Consider the following 19,018-nt stretch of genomic DNA (forward strand, 5'->3'; position numbering starts at 1 on the left):
GGCAGTCGCCCCAAAGTAAGCAAAGGGCTTGCCCCACCAGGGGCCCTACGCTGCGCTTCGGGTGCCCTCGCTACGGTGTCGCTACAGGGCATTGCGATCTACGCGTTGCAAAGCAACACTACGATTCGCAACTTCGGCTGGGGCCGAAGGCGCTGCGCGCTAGCCCTTTCGCAACACCTTCACTCGGCCCGTCTGGTTAACGGGGCGAGTGGATCAAGAGCAAGATCAAGAGCCAGATCCAGATCCAGATCCAGATCCAGATCCAGATCTATAGGATTATTCTGCATTTAGGCCCATCTGCCAGAAGTCTGCTTCCAGGCGCGAGGCTTGGGCGAATACTTTGACCAGGTCCTCGAAGCGTCGTTCTGTCATTGTTCTTGAGGCAAGGTCGTCCAGGTGGGCGCGCGCTGCGCTGGCGACATGTTGGTATCCCGCGCCAGCATATTCGCCAATCCAGTCCCGGTAAGGGTGATCGGTCAGGGCTTCGATACCCTCGGGTGTCAGGTTGCGGCCTATTTCGGCATAGCCGATGACGCACGGTGCCAACGCCACGTGCAGGTCAAGCAGGTCACCGGCGGCACCACAGTCCAGCACGAAGCGGGTGTAGGCGACGGTCGCTTGATGCTCGGGTGTAGCCGCCAGGTTTTCGGGGGAGAGTCCCCAACGCTCGCATAAACGTACATGCAGCTCGGTTTCATCAAGGATCGCGGCCAGCCCCGCCTGCGCCGCGCGTATGTCGCTCAGGGTACGGCTTTTGTAGGCTGCGAGCGCCCACGAGCGGGCAAACTGGATCAGGAACAGATAGTCCTGCACCAGGTATTTGCGAAACGCTGGCTGCGCCAGGGTGCCGGCACCCATCTGGCGAACGAAGTCGTGGTCTACGTAGCTGTTCCAGTCAGCCGCGGCTGCCTGTTTCAGGCGGTCGAAGATATCCATGGTTTATCCCTTGAGGTCGTAGGCGGCGTCGAAGAATGCGTGCTCCAGGGCAACGGCGCGCAGGAAGAAGTCGGTGCTGATCTGCGCTTGAGCAGGGCCGACACGGTCCAGTTCGGCGCGCAGGAAGGCGACGAAGCTCTGGAAGTCGGGGTTGTCATGCAAGGTTATCCATTCGGCATGTTCGAAGCGCGGCGGCAGTTGCTTGGGCGCGCGCAATGCCCAGTCCAGGTACAGGCCTTCAGCAACGTTGAGCACGGCCAGGGCGGCGGCATAGGAGCGGGTCGCCGCCGCTTCGCGCATGATCGCCTTGAAACCTGCGGTGGGCACTGCGTCGGGTGCTTGCTGGCGCTGCGTTGGCGTCACCCCGAGGGCCTCGAACGCGCGCAGGAAGTAGGTGTTCTCTTCGCCGCTAATTACGCCGGTGAAACGTCCCAGGCGAATGCGCGCCTCGAAGGTATCGGCACTGGCAATCGCGGCGCCGAGCAAGGTCAGGAAAGCATCGATGAAGCGGTGATCCTGGATCAGGTAGTTGATCAGCACCGCATCGTCGAGGGTGCCGTCGAGCAGTTCGTTGACGAAGCGGTGCTCGACAGATTGCGTCCAGCTCGGCTCGCTCTGGCGGCGAAGGGTGTCGGTGAAGCGTTCGGTCATGGTACTGGCCTCAAAGATGGCGACAGTGAGACCGGCAGAGAGGCAGGTTGGCAATCCCCCATCCCTTCGCCGGCATTATCCGGATCAGGTTCGAAGGGTCACCGCGCTGCAGGTGCCAGCGGTTTCTCAGCCTGTTGCCAGGCTCCCCTTGGTGGCCGAATCTATACAGCAAGCAGTCAGGATTGTCACGTTTGTCACTAATGAATGCTGGAGGCCAATTCGAAAATCGGCATATACATCAGGATAACGATCAGGCCGATCAACAAGCCGATGAAGGTCATCAGCAAGGGTTCGAACAGACGCACGAACCATTCGACCCAGCGGCTGATTTCTTCATCGTAGAAGTCGGCGCTGCGTTCCATCATCTGTCCCAGGTTGCCGGATTGTTCACCGGCCCTCAGCAAGCGCAGGGAGACAGGCGTGACCAGTTGCCCGGCTTCGAGCGCGGCTGACAACGACAGGCCTTCACGTACCCTTTCACACGCGAGCTCCAGCCGCTGTTTGGCAGCAAGGCCAAGCAGACCACGCGCCATCTCCATGGCGGTGAGTATGGGGATGCCGCCTTGCAAGAGGATTCCCAGGGAACGGTAGAAACGCGCCAGTTCATACATCACCAGGCGCCGGTGCAGGGCCGGCAGGCGTTCGAGCTGGCGATTGAGCCAACTTCGTACCCGTGGATCCCGGCGCAGCGCCAGCAGGCTGGCGAGAACACCAATAAAACCCAGACCCAAAGGCGCCTGGTTGGCATGCAGGAACATACCGGCCTGCATCAGCCATCGTGACAGCCATGGCAGTTCAGTGCCCAGTCCCTCGAACACCAGACTGAAACGCGGCACCACATAGCCCATCAGAAACAGCACCACGCCACCGCCAACGATCAACAGCAACAAGGGGTAGATCGAGGCGCTGACGATTTTCTGCCGCACCTCGTCCATGCGCTGGCGGTAGGCAACGTAACGCCCCAGGGCATCGCCAAGGGCCCCGGTTTTCTCGCTGGATTGCACCAGGGCGATGTACAGCGGGGGAAACACACTGGGTAATTGAGCCAACGCCTGGGAAAAGGACTTGCCTTCATACAGCAGGCGGACCAGCTCCCCTAGGGTCTTGCGCGCCTGCGACGCCGATTCTTTTTCTGCCAGGCTTTCCAGGGCATCAATCAACGGCAGGCCGGCGTTGAGCAGGGTGGTCAGCTCCTGGCTGAACAACACCAGGTCGAAGGTTTCCTTGCGTCGCCAACGTATTTTGCGCAAGCGCTCACAGTTGCGCACGCTGACCACCCGCAGGCCTTGTTGCTCAGCCTGCAGGCGGGCTTGCCCGGCGTCCTGGGCATCGAGTGTAAGCAGGACCACGCCGGACTTTCCCAATGCCTTGAGCTCGTAGCGCATGTGTCGCTCCTCCGCTTACTGCCAACTGGTAACTTCGGCGTTTTCACCCTCGCCACCGGGCTGTCCGTCTTTGCCCATGGAGAGCAGGTCGTACTCACCGTTCTCACCGGGTTGGCGATAGATGTAGTTGCGGCCCCACGGGTCCTGGGGGACTTTTTTCTGCAGGTAGGGGCCTGACCAGCGTGTCTCGTCGCTGGGGGCAGCGACCAGCGCCTGCAGGCCTTGCTCGGAATTGGGGTAATGCCCCACTTCCAGTCGATAGAGATCCAGCGCTTTGCTCAGGCCTTCGATCTGCGCCCGTGCCACCTTGGCCTCAGAACGCCCCAATTGACTGAAGTACTTGGGTGCAACTATGCCCGCGAGCAGCCCCAGTACCACCAATACCACCAGCAGTTCGAGCAGGGTGAATCCCTGTTGCGAGTACTTTTTTTTGTTCATGACAAGGCCCTCCATCGTGCGCCTGCAAGGCCTCATGCAATTGCCGTGCGCGTCTGCTGCAAGCCTTTGCGCTGCGCGGCCGGCAAGGCGGCACAGTGCTTGCGTCAGTAGCCTTGCGCCTCGGCAATCGGGGCATATGCCCCACTTTTCGGGGCCGCAACGGGGAGGGCGGGACCATGTACTGGTTATCTGCAGGAATCTTTGTCTGGCTGACCTGGGTGCTCCCGGTACAAGCCGATATGTACATCTCTATCAAGGCTGACGGCAGCTATGTGCTGTCCAACGTTCACCGCCCTGGCCGCACCTATCAACGGGTCATCAGTGAATCGGCAACTAGCCTGGCCAGCAGCGACCAGGCGCAGATGATCACCGGTATGCCCTATGCCGAGCTGGTAGCGGCGGCGGCTGAAGCCAACGATGTGCCGGCGGCGCTACTGCATGCGGTGATCCAGGCCGAGTCTCGCTACAACCCTAACGCCCGTTCAGCCAGCGGTGCGGTCGGCCTGATGCAGTTGATGCCCGATACCGCCCGGGAACTGGGGGTTACCAATTCGTTGGACCCCGCCTCGAATCTGCAGGGCGGCGCACGCTATCTCAAACGCATGCTGACCCTGTTCGATAACGACATCACCCTGGCAGTGGCCGCCTACAACGCCGGCCCGGATGCGGTGCTACGTCGAGGCCGGGTAGTGCCGCCCTATGCCGAGACTCAGAGCTACGTGCCAAAAGTGCTGCGCCAGTACCGACGGCTGCAGGGGCTGGCTGTGGATGCGCCGCTATAAGCGCGCACCCCGAAATGGGGAATACCGGGGAATAACCCCCAATTGAGATTCATTCAATAGCTCAAGTTGTTGAAATAAAACAACAAAAAACTCTGGCATGAGGCTTGCTGAAGCCTTTTCAGAGTCCACTTGCACCACCAGAGGCACGCCATGATGACTCCGATCAAAGGCTCAGTCCTGACTTCACTGCTGATCACTGCCGCCACCATGGGTTGGCAGACAGTCAGCGAAGCTGCCGTGCGCTGTGAGCGCAACCTGGTGGCCAACGTGGTGGCGCTCGATCAGCCACTGATGTTCAACCGCCTCGGTGCCCAGAATGCCAACGGCATGATCTTCGCGTTGCGCCGCGATGTGGTTGATGAAAACCAAGTCACTCTCGACCAGGGCGGTGCAGCAGTGCCGGGCAAGGTCACGTTGCGCCCGGACAAGCGCCCACGGCCGATTGTGCTGCGGGTGGCGGCCGGTGATTGCCTGACCGTCAATCTGCAGAACCTGCTGGCTTATCAAGCCAACCCCAACAAGCACGGCATCGATCACGAAGAAGAGAACGAAGTCGAGGGCGAGGAGGGCGAGGAAGACGAAGGCGCTGAAGCGCCTGAAGGTGCTGAAAACGAAGTGGTCGATGATCAGGTCACCGACCGCCATGTCGGTTTTCAGGTCAACGGCCTGCAAGCAGTCAACAGTATTGGCGACATCGCCTCCAACACCGGGCGCAACGGCAACTTTCTGGTGGCGCCGGGCAGCAGCCGCAGCTACACCTTGTACGCCGAACGCGAAGGCGTATTTGCCGCCTCCAGCCGTGGTGCCCCGTTTGGTGGGGAGGGTGCCGCAGGCAACGTTGCCAACGGCTTGTTCGGCCAAGTGATCGTAGTCCCCAAAAATGGGCGCACCTACCGTAATACATTGACCGAGGAAGAAATGCGCCTGAGCACGGTTGGCCGGGCGCCGACCGGCCAGCCGATTGTCGATTACAAGGCCCGTTACCCTCAGGTCGAGCCCTGGATCCGTGAAGGCAAGGCCGGCTCGCCGATCATCGCCATGGTCGACGGCAACGAGATTATTTCCAGCGACTCTGACGCAATCGTCATGGGTCCCAATGACGACGGCAGCTTCCCGCCGTCCACCTACCCACTGGAGAGCATCGGCAAGCGCAACCCGGCGTTGCCCAACCGCCTGGAGCCTTTCCGTGACTTTGCCTCGCAGTTCACCGATGAAGTTGCAGTGACCCAGGCGTTTCCTGGTTACTGGGCTGACCCGGTAATGGGGCATGTGCTCGAACCTACCCGCGACTCGTTCATGATCAACTACGGGTCCGGTGGCATGGGCGCAGAGGTCATCGCCAACCGCCTGGGCGTGGGACCGATGCATGACTGCCTGTCCTGTGCCTACGAAGAGTTTTTCCTCAGTTCGCACACCGTGGGCGATGTGGCGATGCTGGTGGACGTTCCGGCCAACGTAGGCCTGGAAAGCATTCGCCCAGGGGAAAAACCTGGCGCCGAACAGGTTGGGGTCAAGGCCACCATGGCGCTGTACCCGGCCGAGCCTTCCAACGTCAACCACAGCTACATCGGCGACTTCGTCAAATTCCGCAACACGCACAACGGCCACGAACAGCACATTTTCCACCTGCACGGGCATCAGTGGCTGTTCAACCCCAACGACGACAATTCCGATTATGTCGATGCCCAGGGTATCGGCCCCGGTGCCGGCTATACCTATGAAATTGCCAACGGCGGCTCCGGTAACCGCAACCGCGTGGCCGGCGATGCGATCTACCATTGCCACTTCTACCCGCACTTTGCCCAAGGCATGTGGACCATGTGGCGGGTACATGATGTGTTTGAAGAAGGCACACGCCTGGAGGTTTCCGCACAAAGCGAAACCGGCTATCACAGCGAGCCCTATGCCTTGCGCAACGGCAAACCGGCCGTTGGGGCACGCGCCTTGCCAGACGGCGAAATCATCGCCGGCACGCCGATCCCTGCTGTTGTGCCGCTGCCAGGCAAAGCCATGGCACCGATGCCGGGTAAGGTGGCAGTTATTCCGAAACTCGCCGAAACCCTGGTCGCCGAGCATGATGACGACGACGAAGAAGAAGAGGGCGATGACGACGCCTCACAGCATTCCAGCGCCCCACGGGCTATCGGCTCGGTCGCCCTGGTGGATCGTGGCTTCGAGAACCGCAACGCCGATGGCAGCCTGAAGAACCCTGGCTATCCCTTCTGGATTGGCGGTATCGAAAGCACCGTGGGCCAGCGTCCACCCACCCCGCCGCTGGACATGCTTGATCCGGCCATGGCGCAGGCGCTGAAAAGTACCGGCAACGCGCTGTGGGCCAACCTTGATCCGGCCCAGGTCGGCGGCTGGGATGGCGGGCTGCCGCGCCATGCGCTTGACGGCATGGCCGCTGGCGGTGAGGCAGAGGTCACCACCACGGCATTGGATTTCTCCAAGCAGATTACCAAGGCCAAGGCGGTGTTCCTGCCCGAAGAGGGCACAGACGTCGAACAAGCCGCGATGAGCTTTCATTCAAAACTGGAGCATCCAAGCTTTGCGGTATTGCCAAGCAATCAGCTGGTTGCGCGCAATTTCCGCACCAATGGCGCTGCCCCCACCGCGGGCGCTCCTTACTACGAACCATGCATGGATGACCGCGCCAAGCGTCTCACTCTGGCCGCTGGCAATGGCGAGTTCAACAGTGGTGAGCGCCTGGACAGCATGACCTTCACCGGCTCCTCGACCTTCACCGCCGATCGCCCGCGTATCTACAAAGGCGCCAATATCCAGTTCGACGCGGTGTACAACAAAGTCGGCTACCACTTCCCGCAGGCGCGCATCATCAGCCTCTGGGAAGACGCCTGGGCGGTGATCAACAAGCAACGCCCACCTGAACCGCTGGTCATGCGCATGAATACCTTCGACTGCGTGATGTACCAGCACACCAACCTGATTCCTTCCTACTACGAGATGGACGACTATCAGGTGCGCACCCCGACCGACGTGATCGGCCAGCATATCCACCTGCCAAAATGGGACCTGACTGCCGCCGATGGCTCGGCCAACGGCTGGAACTACGAAGACGGCATTCTCTCGCCCGGCACCGTGGTCGAGCGTATTAAAGCCATTCGCGAGTACAACAAATGCACCAGCGGCGATCCGCGCGAGGGCAGTGCCGAGTGCCCGGTGGCCAAGGCGCATCCTTACTTTGGACGCTACGGGCGGGCCGACTGGATGGGCGCCCGCACCGCCATGCAGCGCTGGTTCATCGACCCGGTCGTCAACGTTCATAACGTCGACCGTGGCCTGGGCACCATCTTCACTCACGACCACCTTGGCCCATCGACTCACCAGCAACTGGGCCTGTACGCCACCGTACTGGCAGAACCTGCCGGCTCCACCTGGTACCACGCCGAGACAGGCGAGCTGTTGTACAACCCTGCTCTGCGCGAAGATGGCGGGCCGACCTCATGGCAGGCTGTAGTCAAGACCGGTGACCTGGACGGTGATGGTCGCAACGACAGCTACCGCGAGTTCTTCCTTGAGTACAGTGACTTCCAGCATGCCTACGAGGCGGGTGTATATGTAGGTGCCGGACCAGACGGGGTGCCAAATGCCCAGGCATTCCCGGCCACGTCCGACAGTTTCCGCTACGCCATCAACCCACCGGTGCGCAAGGAAGCCGAAGGTCTACTTGAAGCGGTCACCGAAGCCCGGGGCGGCTTGATGCCGAACTGCCCAAGCCGTCCATGCCCGCAAGCGATTTCGGTCGATGACCCTGGCATGTTCGTCGTCAACTACCGTAACGAGCCATTGGCACTGCGGGTTTTCGACCCCTACAAAGTGGCACCGGACGGCAAGCGCGGGATGCAGGCCGACGGCCTGGCGGGCGACCTGGCCTATGCCATGCAAAGCCGCACTGATCGGGTAATTCCGGCACTCAACCTGGCACCCTCGGCGGTCACCTATGCCGTGGGCCCAACCGGCGGCACCACGCTGTTCCCACCGCATGTCAACAAGGGCGGCAGCGAACCGGGCGATCCGTTCACCCCCATGCTGCGTACCTACTCTGGCGACAATGTGCGCCTGCGCATGCACGCCGGTGGCCACGAAGAGGAACACAACGTAACCCTGCATGGCGTCAAATGGCTGCAGAACGGCTCGGGGTTCGGTAACAGCTCCAACTCGGGGTGGAAAGCCTCGCAGATGGTGGGTATTTCCGAACAACTGGGCTTCATGGCGCCGGTGTCGATGATCTCCAGTTCCTCGTCACCCAACGGCGACTACCTGTATTCCCTGGACGCCTCGTTGGAAGGCTACTGGAACGGCTTGTGGGGCGTCATGCGTAACTACACCAACAGCCGCAGCGATCTGTTTGCCCTGCCCAACAACCCGCAACCGATGGCGGCGCGCAATACCGTGGCATTCGACGGTATCTGCCCACGCTTCACCGCCAACCCCAACGGCATTGGCACCCGGGCAACCGTCAAGCGCAACTACGAGATTGTCGCGGCGTTGGCCAACGATATCCTCGGCAATCCGCTGAACCTGAGCATCACCGATGCTGCTGGCGTCGGCCAACACGTCGGCGGACCGCTCAAGGCCAACGGCGGCACGCTGGTGTACAACTCGCGGCCGGTCAGTATTGCGCAAGTGACAGTAACCGACCCTGAAGATGGCGAGACCTTCACCATTGGCGGTCAGAGCGGTCCGCTGCACGACCCGACTGCCGTGCTCTATGTGCGCAAAAGCGACCTCGACCCGATCACCGGCAAGCTCAAGCCCGGTGTGCCGATCGAACCGCTGGTGCTGCGCGCCGCCGCTGGTGACTGCCTCAACGTGACGCTGGAGAACCGCCTGCCAACGGTCATGCCGGACCTGGCCAATACCGCTGTAATGCACGGCATGGTCAAACGCAACCGCAATGACAGTGAGGGCTCCACCACCTTCAACAACAACCTGATGCGTCCATCCAGCCATGTCGGGCTGCATGCGCAATTGCTGGCCTACGACATCACCAAGTCCGATGGTGTCAACGTCGGCCTCAACCCGGTGCAGACCGTGCCGCCGCGCACCGGTAGCAGTGGTGCCTATCCGAGCAAGGTCTATCAGTACTACGCCGGACACCTGGAGCGTGAAGGCAAACCGGTATCGCAAACCGGACGTTCGGTCGACAACATCAACACCACTGCAATCGAGTTCGGTGGCTTGAACCTGACGCCTGCGGATGTGATCAAGCAGCCGCAGAAAGGTCTGGTCGGGGCGATGAGCATCCTGCCACAGACGGCGACCTGGACAGAGGATGCTGCCAGCCGCGCTTCGGCCACCGTCCAGGTGCCGGGCCTGAACCCCTACCGCGATTTCACCCTGGTGTTCCAGAAAGCCCTCAATACCCGCTGGGCCAGCGGGCGGCCGGTGGAAGGCATCGCGGCAGAAGGCAACGGTGTGCCAACCGATCCGCAGGACAACTCGAACATGGCCATCAACTACAAGACCGAACCATTGTGGTACCGCTTCGGCCTGGCCCCGAATGCGCCGTTCGGGCATGCCGATGGCAATGGTTGGGCGGATGTTCCTAACGCACACATGGCCTACAGCAACGCTCTGGTTGGCGGCGATCCCAAAACCCCCGTGCTCTGGGCCAAGCCTGGGCAGGCCTTGCGCACCCATGTATTGATGCCGACCGGCGGCAGCCGCGGCACGACCTTCCAGTTGGACGGGCACCTGTGGCCGCTGCATAACTTCCAGGCGGAGAAATCCGATGTCGGCGGCTATCCGTTGAGCTTGCCGGGGATTGGCTCGGTGCGTTTCGGTTACAACCCGCAGGCCATGTACATCGGTGCCCAGGAAAGCGTGCTGCCAGCGGCGCACTTCAGCTTCATGGTGCCCAGCGCCGGGGGCAGCAACGCGGTGCCCGGTGACTATCTGTTCCGCGACTACGCTGCCTATGGCAACTCGTCCGGGCTGTGGGGGATTTTGCGGGTAACCGAAGAAGCGCCACCGACTACAGCGCCAGCGCAGTAAAGGGAAGGGGGAGAGGTCATGAACAAGAAAAATCGACCGTTGTACCTGGGACTGATGGCGGGCTTGACCCTGATTGGCCTGGGTATCAGCTACGAAAGCCTGTGGTGCGACCCGCGTAGCGAGTTGGCCGAGAACGCCCCGGATCCTCAGGCGCTGCACCGTCTTAGTCGCGACGGCGTCACCGTCGAGTTCGAGGCGCGGCCATTGGACAAGGGCGGGAAGCTCATCGAAGGCGGCTTTGCCAATGTGCGCTTCAAAGTCACCGACCAGAACAGCGGCCAGCCATTGTCGGGCGTGTCGCCCGGCGCCTGGCTCGACCCGGCGCTGACCGGCGATGCCGCCAAGGACCGCAGCAAGAGCTGCAAGGCCAGGGTGGCGTTGTTTCTCAAAAGCAGTATCGGCGCTCGACCCTTGCTGGATCTCAACAGCTATTTCCTGCTGATGCTCAACAAGGATGCAAGCCTGACCGTAATTGACCCGTCGGTTTCCGTTGGCGGGGTCACCAGCACGCTGGCACGTATCGAGTTGCCTGGTATCCCCATGGACTGGGCGGCCAGCAGCAACGACAAACAGGTGTTTGTGTCTATCCCCGAGCGCGACGAAATCGCCTTGATCGACACCGAGACCTTCAAGCGCGTGGGTAATATCGATGCGGGCAAGCAGCCCTTGCGGGTTGCGCTGCAGCCGGACCAGCGCCTGCTCTGGGTCGGTAACAACGCCAGCGACCCGCAGCACAGCGGTGTCACCGTGATCGATGTGCCGAGCCGCAAGAACATGAAGTTCTTTGCCACTGGCGCCGGCCATCATGAAATCGCGTTCAGCGCCGATTCACGCTACGCCTTTGTCAGCAACCGCGACAGCGGCACCCTGAGCGTGATCGATGCCAGCGAAATGCGCTTGGTGAAAACTCTCAAGGTCGGCTCACACCCGCTGTCGGTGGCGTATTCGGCGCTGTCCCAGGCGGTCTATGTCGCTGATGGGCGCGACGGCAGTATCAGCGTTATCGATGCCCGCAGTCATCAACTGCGCCACCGCATCGAGGGCAAGCAGGGCCTGGGCCCGATGCGCTTCAGCAGTGACGGGCGCTTCGGCATTGTCCTTAACACACTGGAGAGCGAGGCGCTGGTGATCGACGCCAGTACCGACCAACTGATTCACCGCTTGCCGGTATCGGCAGAACCGTACCAACTGAACTTCACCAAGGCCTATGCGTACATCCGTGGCCTGGCCTCGGCAAAGGTCACCATGATCAACCTGAGCAGTCTTGGTGAGGGTCGTCAGCCGATCATCCAGGGCTTCGAGGCTGGTACTGCTGCGCCGCGCCAGGCGGGTGACTTGCCGCTGGCCCAGGGCCTGACCACGGCGCGCGACGAGAACTCGGTGTTCGTGGTCAACCCGGTGGACAACACCACCTACTTCTACGCCGAAGGCATGAACGCACCGATGTCCGGCTACTCCAATCGCGGTCATAACGCCCGCGCAGCCCTGGTAATCGACCGCAGCCTGCGTGAGGTTGCCCCCGGGGTGTACAGCTCCACCGTCAAGCTGCCTGCTTCCGGCACCTTCGATGTGGCGTTCCTGCTCAACCAGCCGCAGATCATCCACTGCTTCAGTACCGAGGTGGCGGCTTCATCCACCGCGCCGCACCGCCAGACACCGCAGATCGAGTTCATGCTCGACCCTGTGGCGGTGGTGCAGGGCAGCCCGTTCACTGCGCGCTTTCGTATCGTCGAAGGCAACGGCACCCCGCGCAATGGCATCAAGGATCTGAGCGTGCGCTACTTCCTGGCGCCTTCTTCCATGGCCCGCGACAGCCACGTGCATGAGGTCGGCGATGGGGTCTATGAGGCACCTCTGGAACTGGCCGAAGCCGGGGCCTGGTACTTGCACGTACAGGCGCCCTCCCTGGGCAGTGCCTTTGCCGAGAAAAACTACACCAGCCTGCGGGTGCTGCCCGCCGCGGCTCAACAAGCGTCCGACTCGGATTCAAGGAGTGTGCGATGAAAATGCTTGATCGCTGCAGACTGTTCAGTCTCTGCCTGTTGGCCGCCAGTTGTGGCTTCGCCCAGGCTCATGGAGGCGTCGACCATGGCGGCGCCAATGATCACAGCGGCCATACCGCACCCGAGGCCCACCAGGAAAAAACCTCGGTACGTTTTGCCGATGTGCAGTTGCTCGACCAGAACGGCATGCCGGTGCGTCTGGAGAAGGACCTGGTTGCCGACCGCCTGGTGGTCATGGGCTTTATCTACACCAGTTGCACCACGGTGTGCCCGGTGGTGTCGTCGATCATGGGCAAGGTGCAAAAGCAATTGGGCGGCAGGGTGGGTGAAGAAGTGCAGTTGGTGTCGATCAGTGTCGACCCCCAACGCGATGACTCCAAACGCTTGCAAGACTACGCCAAGACTTTTCAGGTTGGGCCAGGGTGGAGCTGGCTGACGGGCTCGCCCTATGCCGTCAACGAGACGCTCAAGGGATTGGGCAGCTTCAGTGCCAACCTTGCCGAGCACCCGCCGTTGATCCTGGTCGGTGACGGTCGCACCGGCAAGTGGACTCGGTTCTATGGCTTCACCGACCCTGCGCTGCTGGTCAACGAAGTTGATCGTCTCAGCGCTCGGCGTATACATGCCAAACACACCGCCATTGCCCAGGAGGTGCAACCATGAGCCCTGCCAGTGCTGGTAAAACCACCATGCGCGGGGTCGATTGGGTAGCCCTGGCGGTGTGCTTGTGGATCTTGAGCTCGGTGGCCTTTGCCCACGAGGGGCACGCGCCGCAAGCCAGCCCCGAGCCCACGCCGACCCCCAGCACCAACGCGGTAACGCCAACGGCTGGCACCCACGATGCCCAGGCGTATTTCACCGACAGCCTGGTACAGGACCAGAACGGTCGCAGCCTGCGCTTCTACAGTGATGTGCTGAAGGATCGGGTGGTGCTGCTCAATGTCATCTTTACCCATTGCAATGATGCCTGCCCGCTGATCACCCGCAAATTGCGCGAGGTGCGCGAGGCGATGGGTGAGGACGCTGCCAGTAAGGTCACGTTCATCTCTTTGAGCAGCGACCCCACCAACGACACCCCGCAGGTGCTCAAGGCATTCGCCGAGAAGCAGGGTGTCGATGGTCCCAACTGGCTGTTCCTCACCGGTGACAAGGCGCAGATGGACCTGGTGCTGATGCGCCTCGGCCACCTGATCCCCAGCCCGGAACAGCATTCCACCCAGTTGATTGCAGGTGACGTGGCCAACAAGCGCTGGAGCAAAATTCGCCCCGATGCGCCGGCCATGGCGATTGCCCAGCGCCTGCAATTGCTGTCGCAACCCCTGGCTGGGCGATGAGCATCATGGTCAGCGTACTTCGTACCTTGACTCTGCTGCTGATTGTTGGTGTCAGTCACGCCGCTCAGGCCCTGGACTTGACCGCGGCGGAACTGGCAGGCAAACGTTTGTACCGGGAAGGGCTGTCGAGCAGCGACGCGCAGGTTTCAGCGCGAGTGGGGGCGGCCGATATGCTGGTGCCCGCCAGTGTCGTGCCGTGTGGCAGTTGCCATGGTGCCGATGGGTTGGGCCGCGCAGAGGGCGGGGTGCGTCCGCCTACGCTGAGTTGGCAGCGTTTGGCACTCGGCCAGGGCCGGCGCACAGTCAACGGCCGCGATTATCCGGCGTATACCGAGGCCAGTCTGGCGCGGGCCATTCAAGAGGGTCGCGACCCCGCCGGTAATCGCCTGGACCCGGCCATGCCACGCTTCATCCTGAGCATGGCTGACCAGCGCAATTTGAATGCCTACCTCAAACGTCTGGCCGATGACCGTGACCCAGGTTTGGAGGAACGCACGCTGCGCCTGGGTACTTTGTTGCCCGGCGAGGGCGCGAACGCTGCGTCCGCGCGAGTGGTGGCGGCGGTGCTCAAAGATCGTATTGCCCAACTCAACCAGCAAGGCGGCATTCATGGCCGGCAGTTGCAACTGATCACCGTCGACCCTGGGCCTAGCCTGGCCAGTGCCGAACAGGCGCTGAGCACATTGCTCGAAAAGGAGCAGGTATTCGCCCTGATTGCGCCGTTGGCTCCTGCACTGGAGCCCGTATTGGCGGCGCGTCTGGAGCTGGCGCGAGTACCTTTGATCGGTGCCGCGCCAACCCTGAGTGCCAGCGCCCAAATGTTCGATCCCTTGCCAGGGCTCGATGACCAATTATTGAGCCTGGCCGACTACGCCCAGGCCAATCTGGCGCTACGACAGGCCGGCACGCGGATAGTCTACGCCGACGCCGAGCAGGCGAACTTGGCCGAGCACTTGGGGCAACAACTGCTGCAACGTGGCTGGAGCGAGGTGGAGGCCCAGCCGCTGACCGAACAAGCCCCCGAAGGGCAGGCGATCTTCTTTCTCGGCAAGGCCCAGGGCTTCGCTCGCCTCACCGCACAACTGCAGCAGGTCGGGCGCACGCCGTATCTGTTTGCCATCTCCAGTCAGGTGTCCAGCCAATTGCCGCAAGTACCTGACGCCTGGTCGCGGCGGGTGTTTCTCGCCTATCCGTTCGTACCCGGGGACTGGACGGCCACCGGACGTCGAGCAATGAGTGAAATGCGCTCACGCCAGGGCTTGGATGGCTATCAGGGTGTTTTGCAGGTCAGCACCTGGTGTTCAGTACAACTGCTGGGCGACGCCCTCAAGCGCGCTGGGCGCGATGTCAGCCGGGAGAAGTTCATCCAGGCGCTGGAAGACCTGCACGATGTACAGACCGGCCTTACCCCGCCATTGAGCTTCGGACCCGGGCGCCGACAAGGGCTGGCCGGCGCCCATGTCGTGACCCTGGAAATGCCCGGCCCGGTATTCTATCCGGTGGCGGCCTATCGTCCTGTCGTTGAGGAGACTGCGCCATGAAACTGTTCGCTCTGTTGTTGTGCCTGGTGGCAACGCAACTGCACGCTCAGCAAGAGCTACCGGCAGCCACGGTCAACGGTGTGATCATCAGCCAGTTGCGGCTGGAGCGCTATTTCGCCGACTATCTGCAGGCCCAGGGCAGGGCAGTAACCAGTATCCGCAACCCGGGCGTCTATAAACGCTTGCGTGACCAGGCCCTGACCGACCTCATCGACAAAGAGCTGCTCTGGCAGGAAGCGCAGCGCCAGGGCGTCAGCGTCAGCGACACTGAGGTCAATGCACAGATCGACCAGTTACGCCTGGCCCTGGGAACAGCCAAGCGTTTTGATCAGCGTCTGGCCGACGCCGGTTTCGATGCTGAAAGTTTCGCCGCATACACCCGCCACGAATTGGCTGCACAGCAGGTCTTCATGCAGGCTTCGCAGGTTCCGGAGCCGGATGCAGCGCAAGTTCGCGCCTTTTACCTGGCCAACGCAAGTTCTTTGCCGCCAGTGCAGAACCAAAGTGCCGACCCCTCTGTCGTACCAGAGCAGGGATTGGTTTTGGCAAAACGTCTACTTGTCGAGCAGCAGCAGGCGCAGGCGCGCCAGGCCTTGCTACAGCGTCTACGTGACGCCGGGCAGGTGCAACGACTTGACTGACGACTCATCTGACCCCCAATGTTGGGGATATCAGTAGGGGCAAAACGCCAGCTGGTCCCCGGGATTGGGGGAGGGGCTATGGCCCGTTTGCGTCTACTCTTAAAGAATCAACGACATAGCACATTCGAAAGCGCTGTCTGCGGTCTGGCACGAAGCATGCGTAAGCCTATACAAGGGCGCACTTCGGCAGACCGGTTGACCGGGCCTGTGATGTTTCAAGGAGTCGACCTTGGTTAACACAGTATTGGTAGTCGATGACGAACAGACCCTTGCGGGCAATATCCAGGCTTACCTGGATGCGCAAGGCCTGAACGTCCATGTTGCCCACGACGGGGCCAGTGCCATTGGCGAAGCCGAACGCACCCAACCCGACGTGATAGTGATCGATTTCCGCTTGCCCGATATGGAGGGGTTTCAGGTACTGGAGACTGTGCGCAAGAGCAGGAACTGTCATTTCGTGCTGATCACTGGCCATCCGACCGTCGAGGTTCGCGAGCGAGCCAGCCAGCTGGGAGTCAGCCACATCCTGTTCAAGCCTTTTCCGCTGGCCGAACTGGCCCGTGCAGTCAACGACCTGATGGGCATCAAGCGCGAAGCCGGGAGCGAGGGGAGCACGGACACAGGGTTCGTTGAGCGACGCCAGAGCAGGAGTGAAAGTTTCCCCCTGCAGTTGTTCGACGGTAGTTGGGTTCTGGCAGATCGCCGCCGTGGCGAACGAAAGCCCAAACCAGACGACGACCAACTGCTCACCGGGGAGTAACGCGCGAGCAGACCTGAATATGGCTTGCCGCGCTCCGCGCTGGAGAGCAAGTCATGGACACCGTGTCGCTCGCTGTTGTCGCTACCCAGGAAGGTGCTCCCGCACCCCTCGGTCGTGAGTTGCTCGTCCAGGCCCGTGCAACTGCCGAACAGAATGCTGAGCGCCTGCTCGATACCCTTCAGCGCCTCAGCGGCCTGAATCCCGCCGATTTCGTCGCCCGTCTGGGCGCCACCTTGCATTACCCAGTCCTCGACGGCCAGACGCTGTTCACCGCCATACCGCTGTTCGATCGGGTCAGTCTGGCCCAATGCCTGAAGCGCGAGTTTCTTTTTCTGGAGCATGACGGCCAGGCGCTGGGCGTGTTCGCCGATCCGTTCGACAGCGCTCGCCTGGCCTGGATCGACGAGTGTCTGCAAGGCGCACCGCTGTACCTGGTCGAGGCTGCTGACCTCGCCGGTTTTCTCGCCCGTCACGAAGAAAGCTTCCATGCCGTCGATTCGCTCGACAACGACAGCGAAGCGGTCAACGAACTCGATACCGTGCAGAGCCTGTCCCTGGCCAGTATCAGCGAGGACCAGAGCCGGGTGGTCAAGCTGGTCAACTCCACCCTCTACGACGCATTGAAGATGCATGCCAGCGACATTCACCTGGGGGTGACCGGCAACGGCCTGGTGATCAAGTACCGTATCGACGGTGTGCTTAACAGTATCAGCAAAGTCAGCGGCAGCGAGTTCGCTGAACAGGTCATTTCGCGGATCAAGGTCATGGCCGAGCTGGACATTGGCGAGAAACGCGTGCCTCAGGATGGCCGCTTCAAGATCGGCATCAGCGCCCGGCAGATCGATTTTCGGGTGTCGATCATGCCCAGCATCTTTGGAGAGGATGCGGTACTGCGGGTGCTCGACAAACAGGACCTGGCAGATCGCGTCAGTGGTGTCCAACTGCAGGCCCTGGGTTTTGAAGACCAGACCTTGCGCAGCCTGCGCCGGTTGGCCAATGAGCCTTACGGGATGATCCTGGTTACCGGCCCCACCGGCAGCGGTAAAACCACCACTCTCTACGCCATGATCAGCGAGATCAACCACGGCGTGGACAAGATCATCACCATCGAAGATCCGGTCGAGTATCAGCTGTCGGGGGTGTTGCAGATTCCGGTCAACGAGAAAAAAGGCCTGACCTTTGCCCGTGGCCTGCGGTCGATCCTGCGTCACGACCCGGACAAGATCATGGTCGGCGAGATCCGCGATCCGGACACTGCGCAGATCGCCGTGCAGTCGGCCCTGACCGGCCACCTGGTGTTCACCACCATCCACGCCAACAACGTATTCGATGTGATCGGCCGCTTCAGCCAAATGCAGGTCGACCCCTACAGCTTTGTTTCCGCACTCAATGCGGTGCTGGCCCAGCGTCTGATTCGCCTGGCCTGCCCGCATTGCGCCAGCCCTTATCAACCAAACGACGAAGAGCTCAGCCTTTCCGGCCTGGAGGCAGGGCAGGTGGGGCATTACCACTTTGTACACGGCAGCGGTTGCGGCCAGTGCCGGGGCAGTGGTTATCGCGGGCGCACGGCGATTGCCGAGTTGCTGCATCTGGACGACGAACTGCGGCAAATGATTGTAGAGCGCCGGCCCCTGGCACAGATCAGGACCCTGGCATGTCAACGCGGCCTGCGCCTGTTGCGCAGCTCGGCACTGGAACTGGTGCGCGATGGCCGGACCACCCTGGAGGAGATCAATCGTGTCACATTTATCGCCTGATCGCTTTATCGCCGTGCTTGGCGCCCAGGGTGTAGGTCTTAGCCAACGCTTGGGACAAGAACAACAGTGGCTCGGCAGCCTGGGCTTTATCGCCGAGCGCAGCCAGGCTGCCAACCTGGCCCTCGACACGCTGCACAGCCTGCTGGCTGAACAGCGCTGCAAGGGTGGCGAGTTGCAACTGCTGCTGTCGGCGCAGTACTGCCGCTTTTGCCTGGTGCCCTGGAGCGCTGCGATCAGCCGCCCTGACGAGCTGCAGCAGTATGCTCGGGCCTGCTTCGAGGCTCACTACGGGCAAAGCCTGGACGGCTGGCGCCTGGTGGTCTCGCCGGAAGCTGCGGGACAGGCGCGCATCGCCACTGCGGTACCCGAGGCGCTGTTGCAACGTCTGCATGAGCACTGCCGCGACCTGGGCCTGCGTCTGCGCTCGGTGCGTCCTTATCTGATGGCCGCCTATAACCGCTTTGCCGAGCAACTGGGGCAGAACGACTTTCTGTTCGTCCTCGCCGAGCCGCAACGTACCGTCTGCCTGTTGGCGCAGAACGGTGTGTGGCGGCAGGTCAGCACCCAGGGCGGTGCAGACAGCGACGCCGCACTGCAAGCGTTGATTGCCCGCCAATGTGAGCTCAGTGCCTCTGAGCGCGAACTGCCGGTGTTCCTCCACGCACCTGGCCGCCAGGAGCAGCCACCGGTGTTGGCGGGTGTACAGCTGTGTGAGCTGGGCGGTGAAACAGCAGATGTGCTGTGCCGCATGACTCGGGCGGTGGCCTGA

Annotated in this window: 14 protein-coding genes and 1 riboswitch; of the genes, 10 read left to right on the forward strand and 4 right to left on the reverse strand. The window is 61.7% G+C overall.

Translation table 11 applies throughout. From position 1 onward, the window contains the following. Window positions 1–276 precede the first annotated feature (276 nt). The 4 genes from V0R60_RS00305 to gspG all read right to left on the reverse strand — a co-directional run bounded on the left by V0R60_RS00305 (window position 277) and on the right by gspG (window position 3,410). Entirely contained in the window at window positions 277–936 is a 660-nt protein-coding gene (locus tag V0R60_RS00305; protein ID WP_136476557.1) for a TenA family protein, read from the reverse strand. Between the two features lie 3 nt (window positions 937–939). Further along, window positions 940–1,587 carry a TenA family protein gene (locus V0R60_RS00310; RefSeq protein ID WP_136476554.1) on the reverse strand — a complete coding sequence of 216 codons (648 nt, stop codon included), beginning with the start codon at window positions 1,585–1,587 and terminating at the stop codon, window positions 940–942. Window positions 1,588–1,631: 44 nt separating this feature from the next. Next, window positions 1,632–1,746, reverse strand: a riboswitch (TPP riboswitch). Window positions 1,747–1,784: 38 nt separating this feature from the next. Beyond that, complete coding sequence (locus V0R60_RS00315) at window positions 1,785–2,972, reverse strand: type II secretion system F family protein (protein ID WP_330078711.1); 1,188 nt, start codon at window positions 2,970–2,972, stop codon at window positions 1,785–1,787. A 15-nt stretch (window positions 2,973–2,987) separates the two neighbouring features. Further along, entirely contained in the window at window positions 2,988–3,410 is a 423-nt protein-coding gene (gspG, locus tag V0R60_RS00320) for a type II secretion system major pseudopilin GspG (RefSeq protein ID WP_136476550.1), read from the reverse strand. A 176-nt stretch (window positions 3,411–3,586) separates the two neighbouring features. On the opposite strand from gspG, the gene V0R60_RS00325 reads away from it, so the two are divergent. From V0R60_RS00325 to V0R60_RS00370, 10 genes are all read left to right on the forward strand, one after another. Next, window positions 3,587–4,192, forward strand: coding sequence for a lytic transglycosylase domain-containing protein (locus tag V0R60_RS00325; RefSeq protein WP_136476548.1), 606 nt, complete (start codon window positions 3,587–3,589; stop codon window positions 4,190–4,192). A 150-nt stretch (window positions 4,193–4,342) separates the two neighbouring features. Continuing rightward, complete coding sequence (mnxG, locus tag V0R60_RS00330) at window positions 4,343–10,213, forward strand: manganese-oxidizing multicopper oxidase MnxG (protein ID WP_330078710.1); 5,871 nt, start codon at window positions 4,343–4,345, stop codon at window positions 10,211–10,213. An 18-nt stretch (window positions 10,214–10,231) separates the two neighbouring features. Continuing rightward, complete coding sequence (locus V0R60_RS00335) at window positions 10,232–12,217, forward strand: cytochrome D1 domain-containing protein (protein ID WP_330078709.1); 1,986 nt, start codon at window positions 10,232–10,234, stop codon at window positions 12,215–12,217. Further along, window positions 12,214–12,879 carry an SCO family protein gene (locus V0R60_RS00340; protein WP_375547253.1) on the forward strand — a complete coding sequence of 222 codons (666 nt, stop codon included), beginning with the start codon at window positions 12,214–12,216 and terminating at the stop codon, window positions 12,877–12,879. The genes V0R60_RS00335 and V0R60_RS00340 overlap by 4 nt, the downstream gene beginning before the upstream one ends. Window positions 12,880–12,905: 26 nt before the next feature. After that, window positions 12,906–13,550, forward strand: coding sequence for an SCO family protein (locus V0R60_RS00345; RefSeq protein WP_375547255.1), 645 nt, complete (start codon window positions 12,906–12,908; stop codon window positions 13,548–13,550). A 5-nt stretch (window positions 13,551–13,555) separates the two neighbouring features. After that, window positions 13,556–15,091: a cytochrome c/ABC transporter substrate-binding protein gene (locus tag V0R60_RS00350; protein ID WP_330078707.1), complete on the forward strand. Its 1,536-nt coding sequence runs from the start codon at window positions 13,556–13,558 to the stop codon at window positions 15,089–15,091. Then, window positions 15,088–15,732: a SurA N-terminal domain-containing protein gene (locus V0R60_RS00355; protein WP_330078706.1), complete on the forward strand. Its 645-nt coding sequence runs from the start codon at window positions 15,088–15,090 to the stop codon at window positions 15,730–15,732. The genes V0R60_RS00350 and V0R60_RS00355 overlap by 4 nt, the downstream gene beginning before the upstream one ends. A gap of 229 nt (window positions 15,733–15,961) precedes the next feature. Next, complete coding sequence (locus V0R60_RS00360) at window positions 15,962–16,492, forward strand: response regulator (RefSeq protein WP_203482454.1); 531 nt, start codon at window positions 15,962–15,964, stop codon at window positions 16,490–16,492. Between the two features lie 53 nt (window positions 16,493–16,545). After that, window positions 16,546–18,249, forward strand: a complete 1,704-nt coding sequence (locus V0R60_RS00365) for a GspE/PulE family protein (RefSeq protein ID WP_330078705.1) — start codon at window positions 16,546–16,548, stop codon at window positions 18,247–18,249. Further along, a complete protein-coding gene (locus tag V0R60_RS00370; RefSeq protein WP_136476529.1) occupies window positions 18,230–19,018 on the forward strand; it encodes a hypothetical protein in 789 nt (262 codons plus the stop codon). The genes V0R60_RS00365 and V0R60_RS00370 overlap by 20 nt, the downstream gene beginning before the upstream one ends.

This window comes from Pseudomonas auratipiscis (assembly GCF_036324085.1).
GTDB lineage: Bacteria > Pseudomonadota > Gammaproteobacteria > Pseudomonadales > Pseudomonadaceae > Aquipseudomonas > Aquipseudomonas auratipiscis.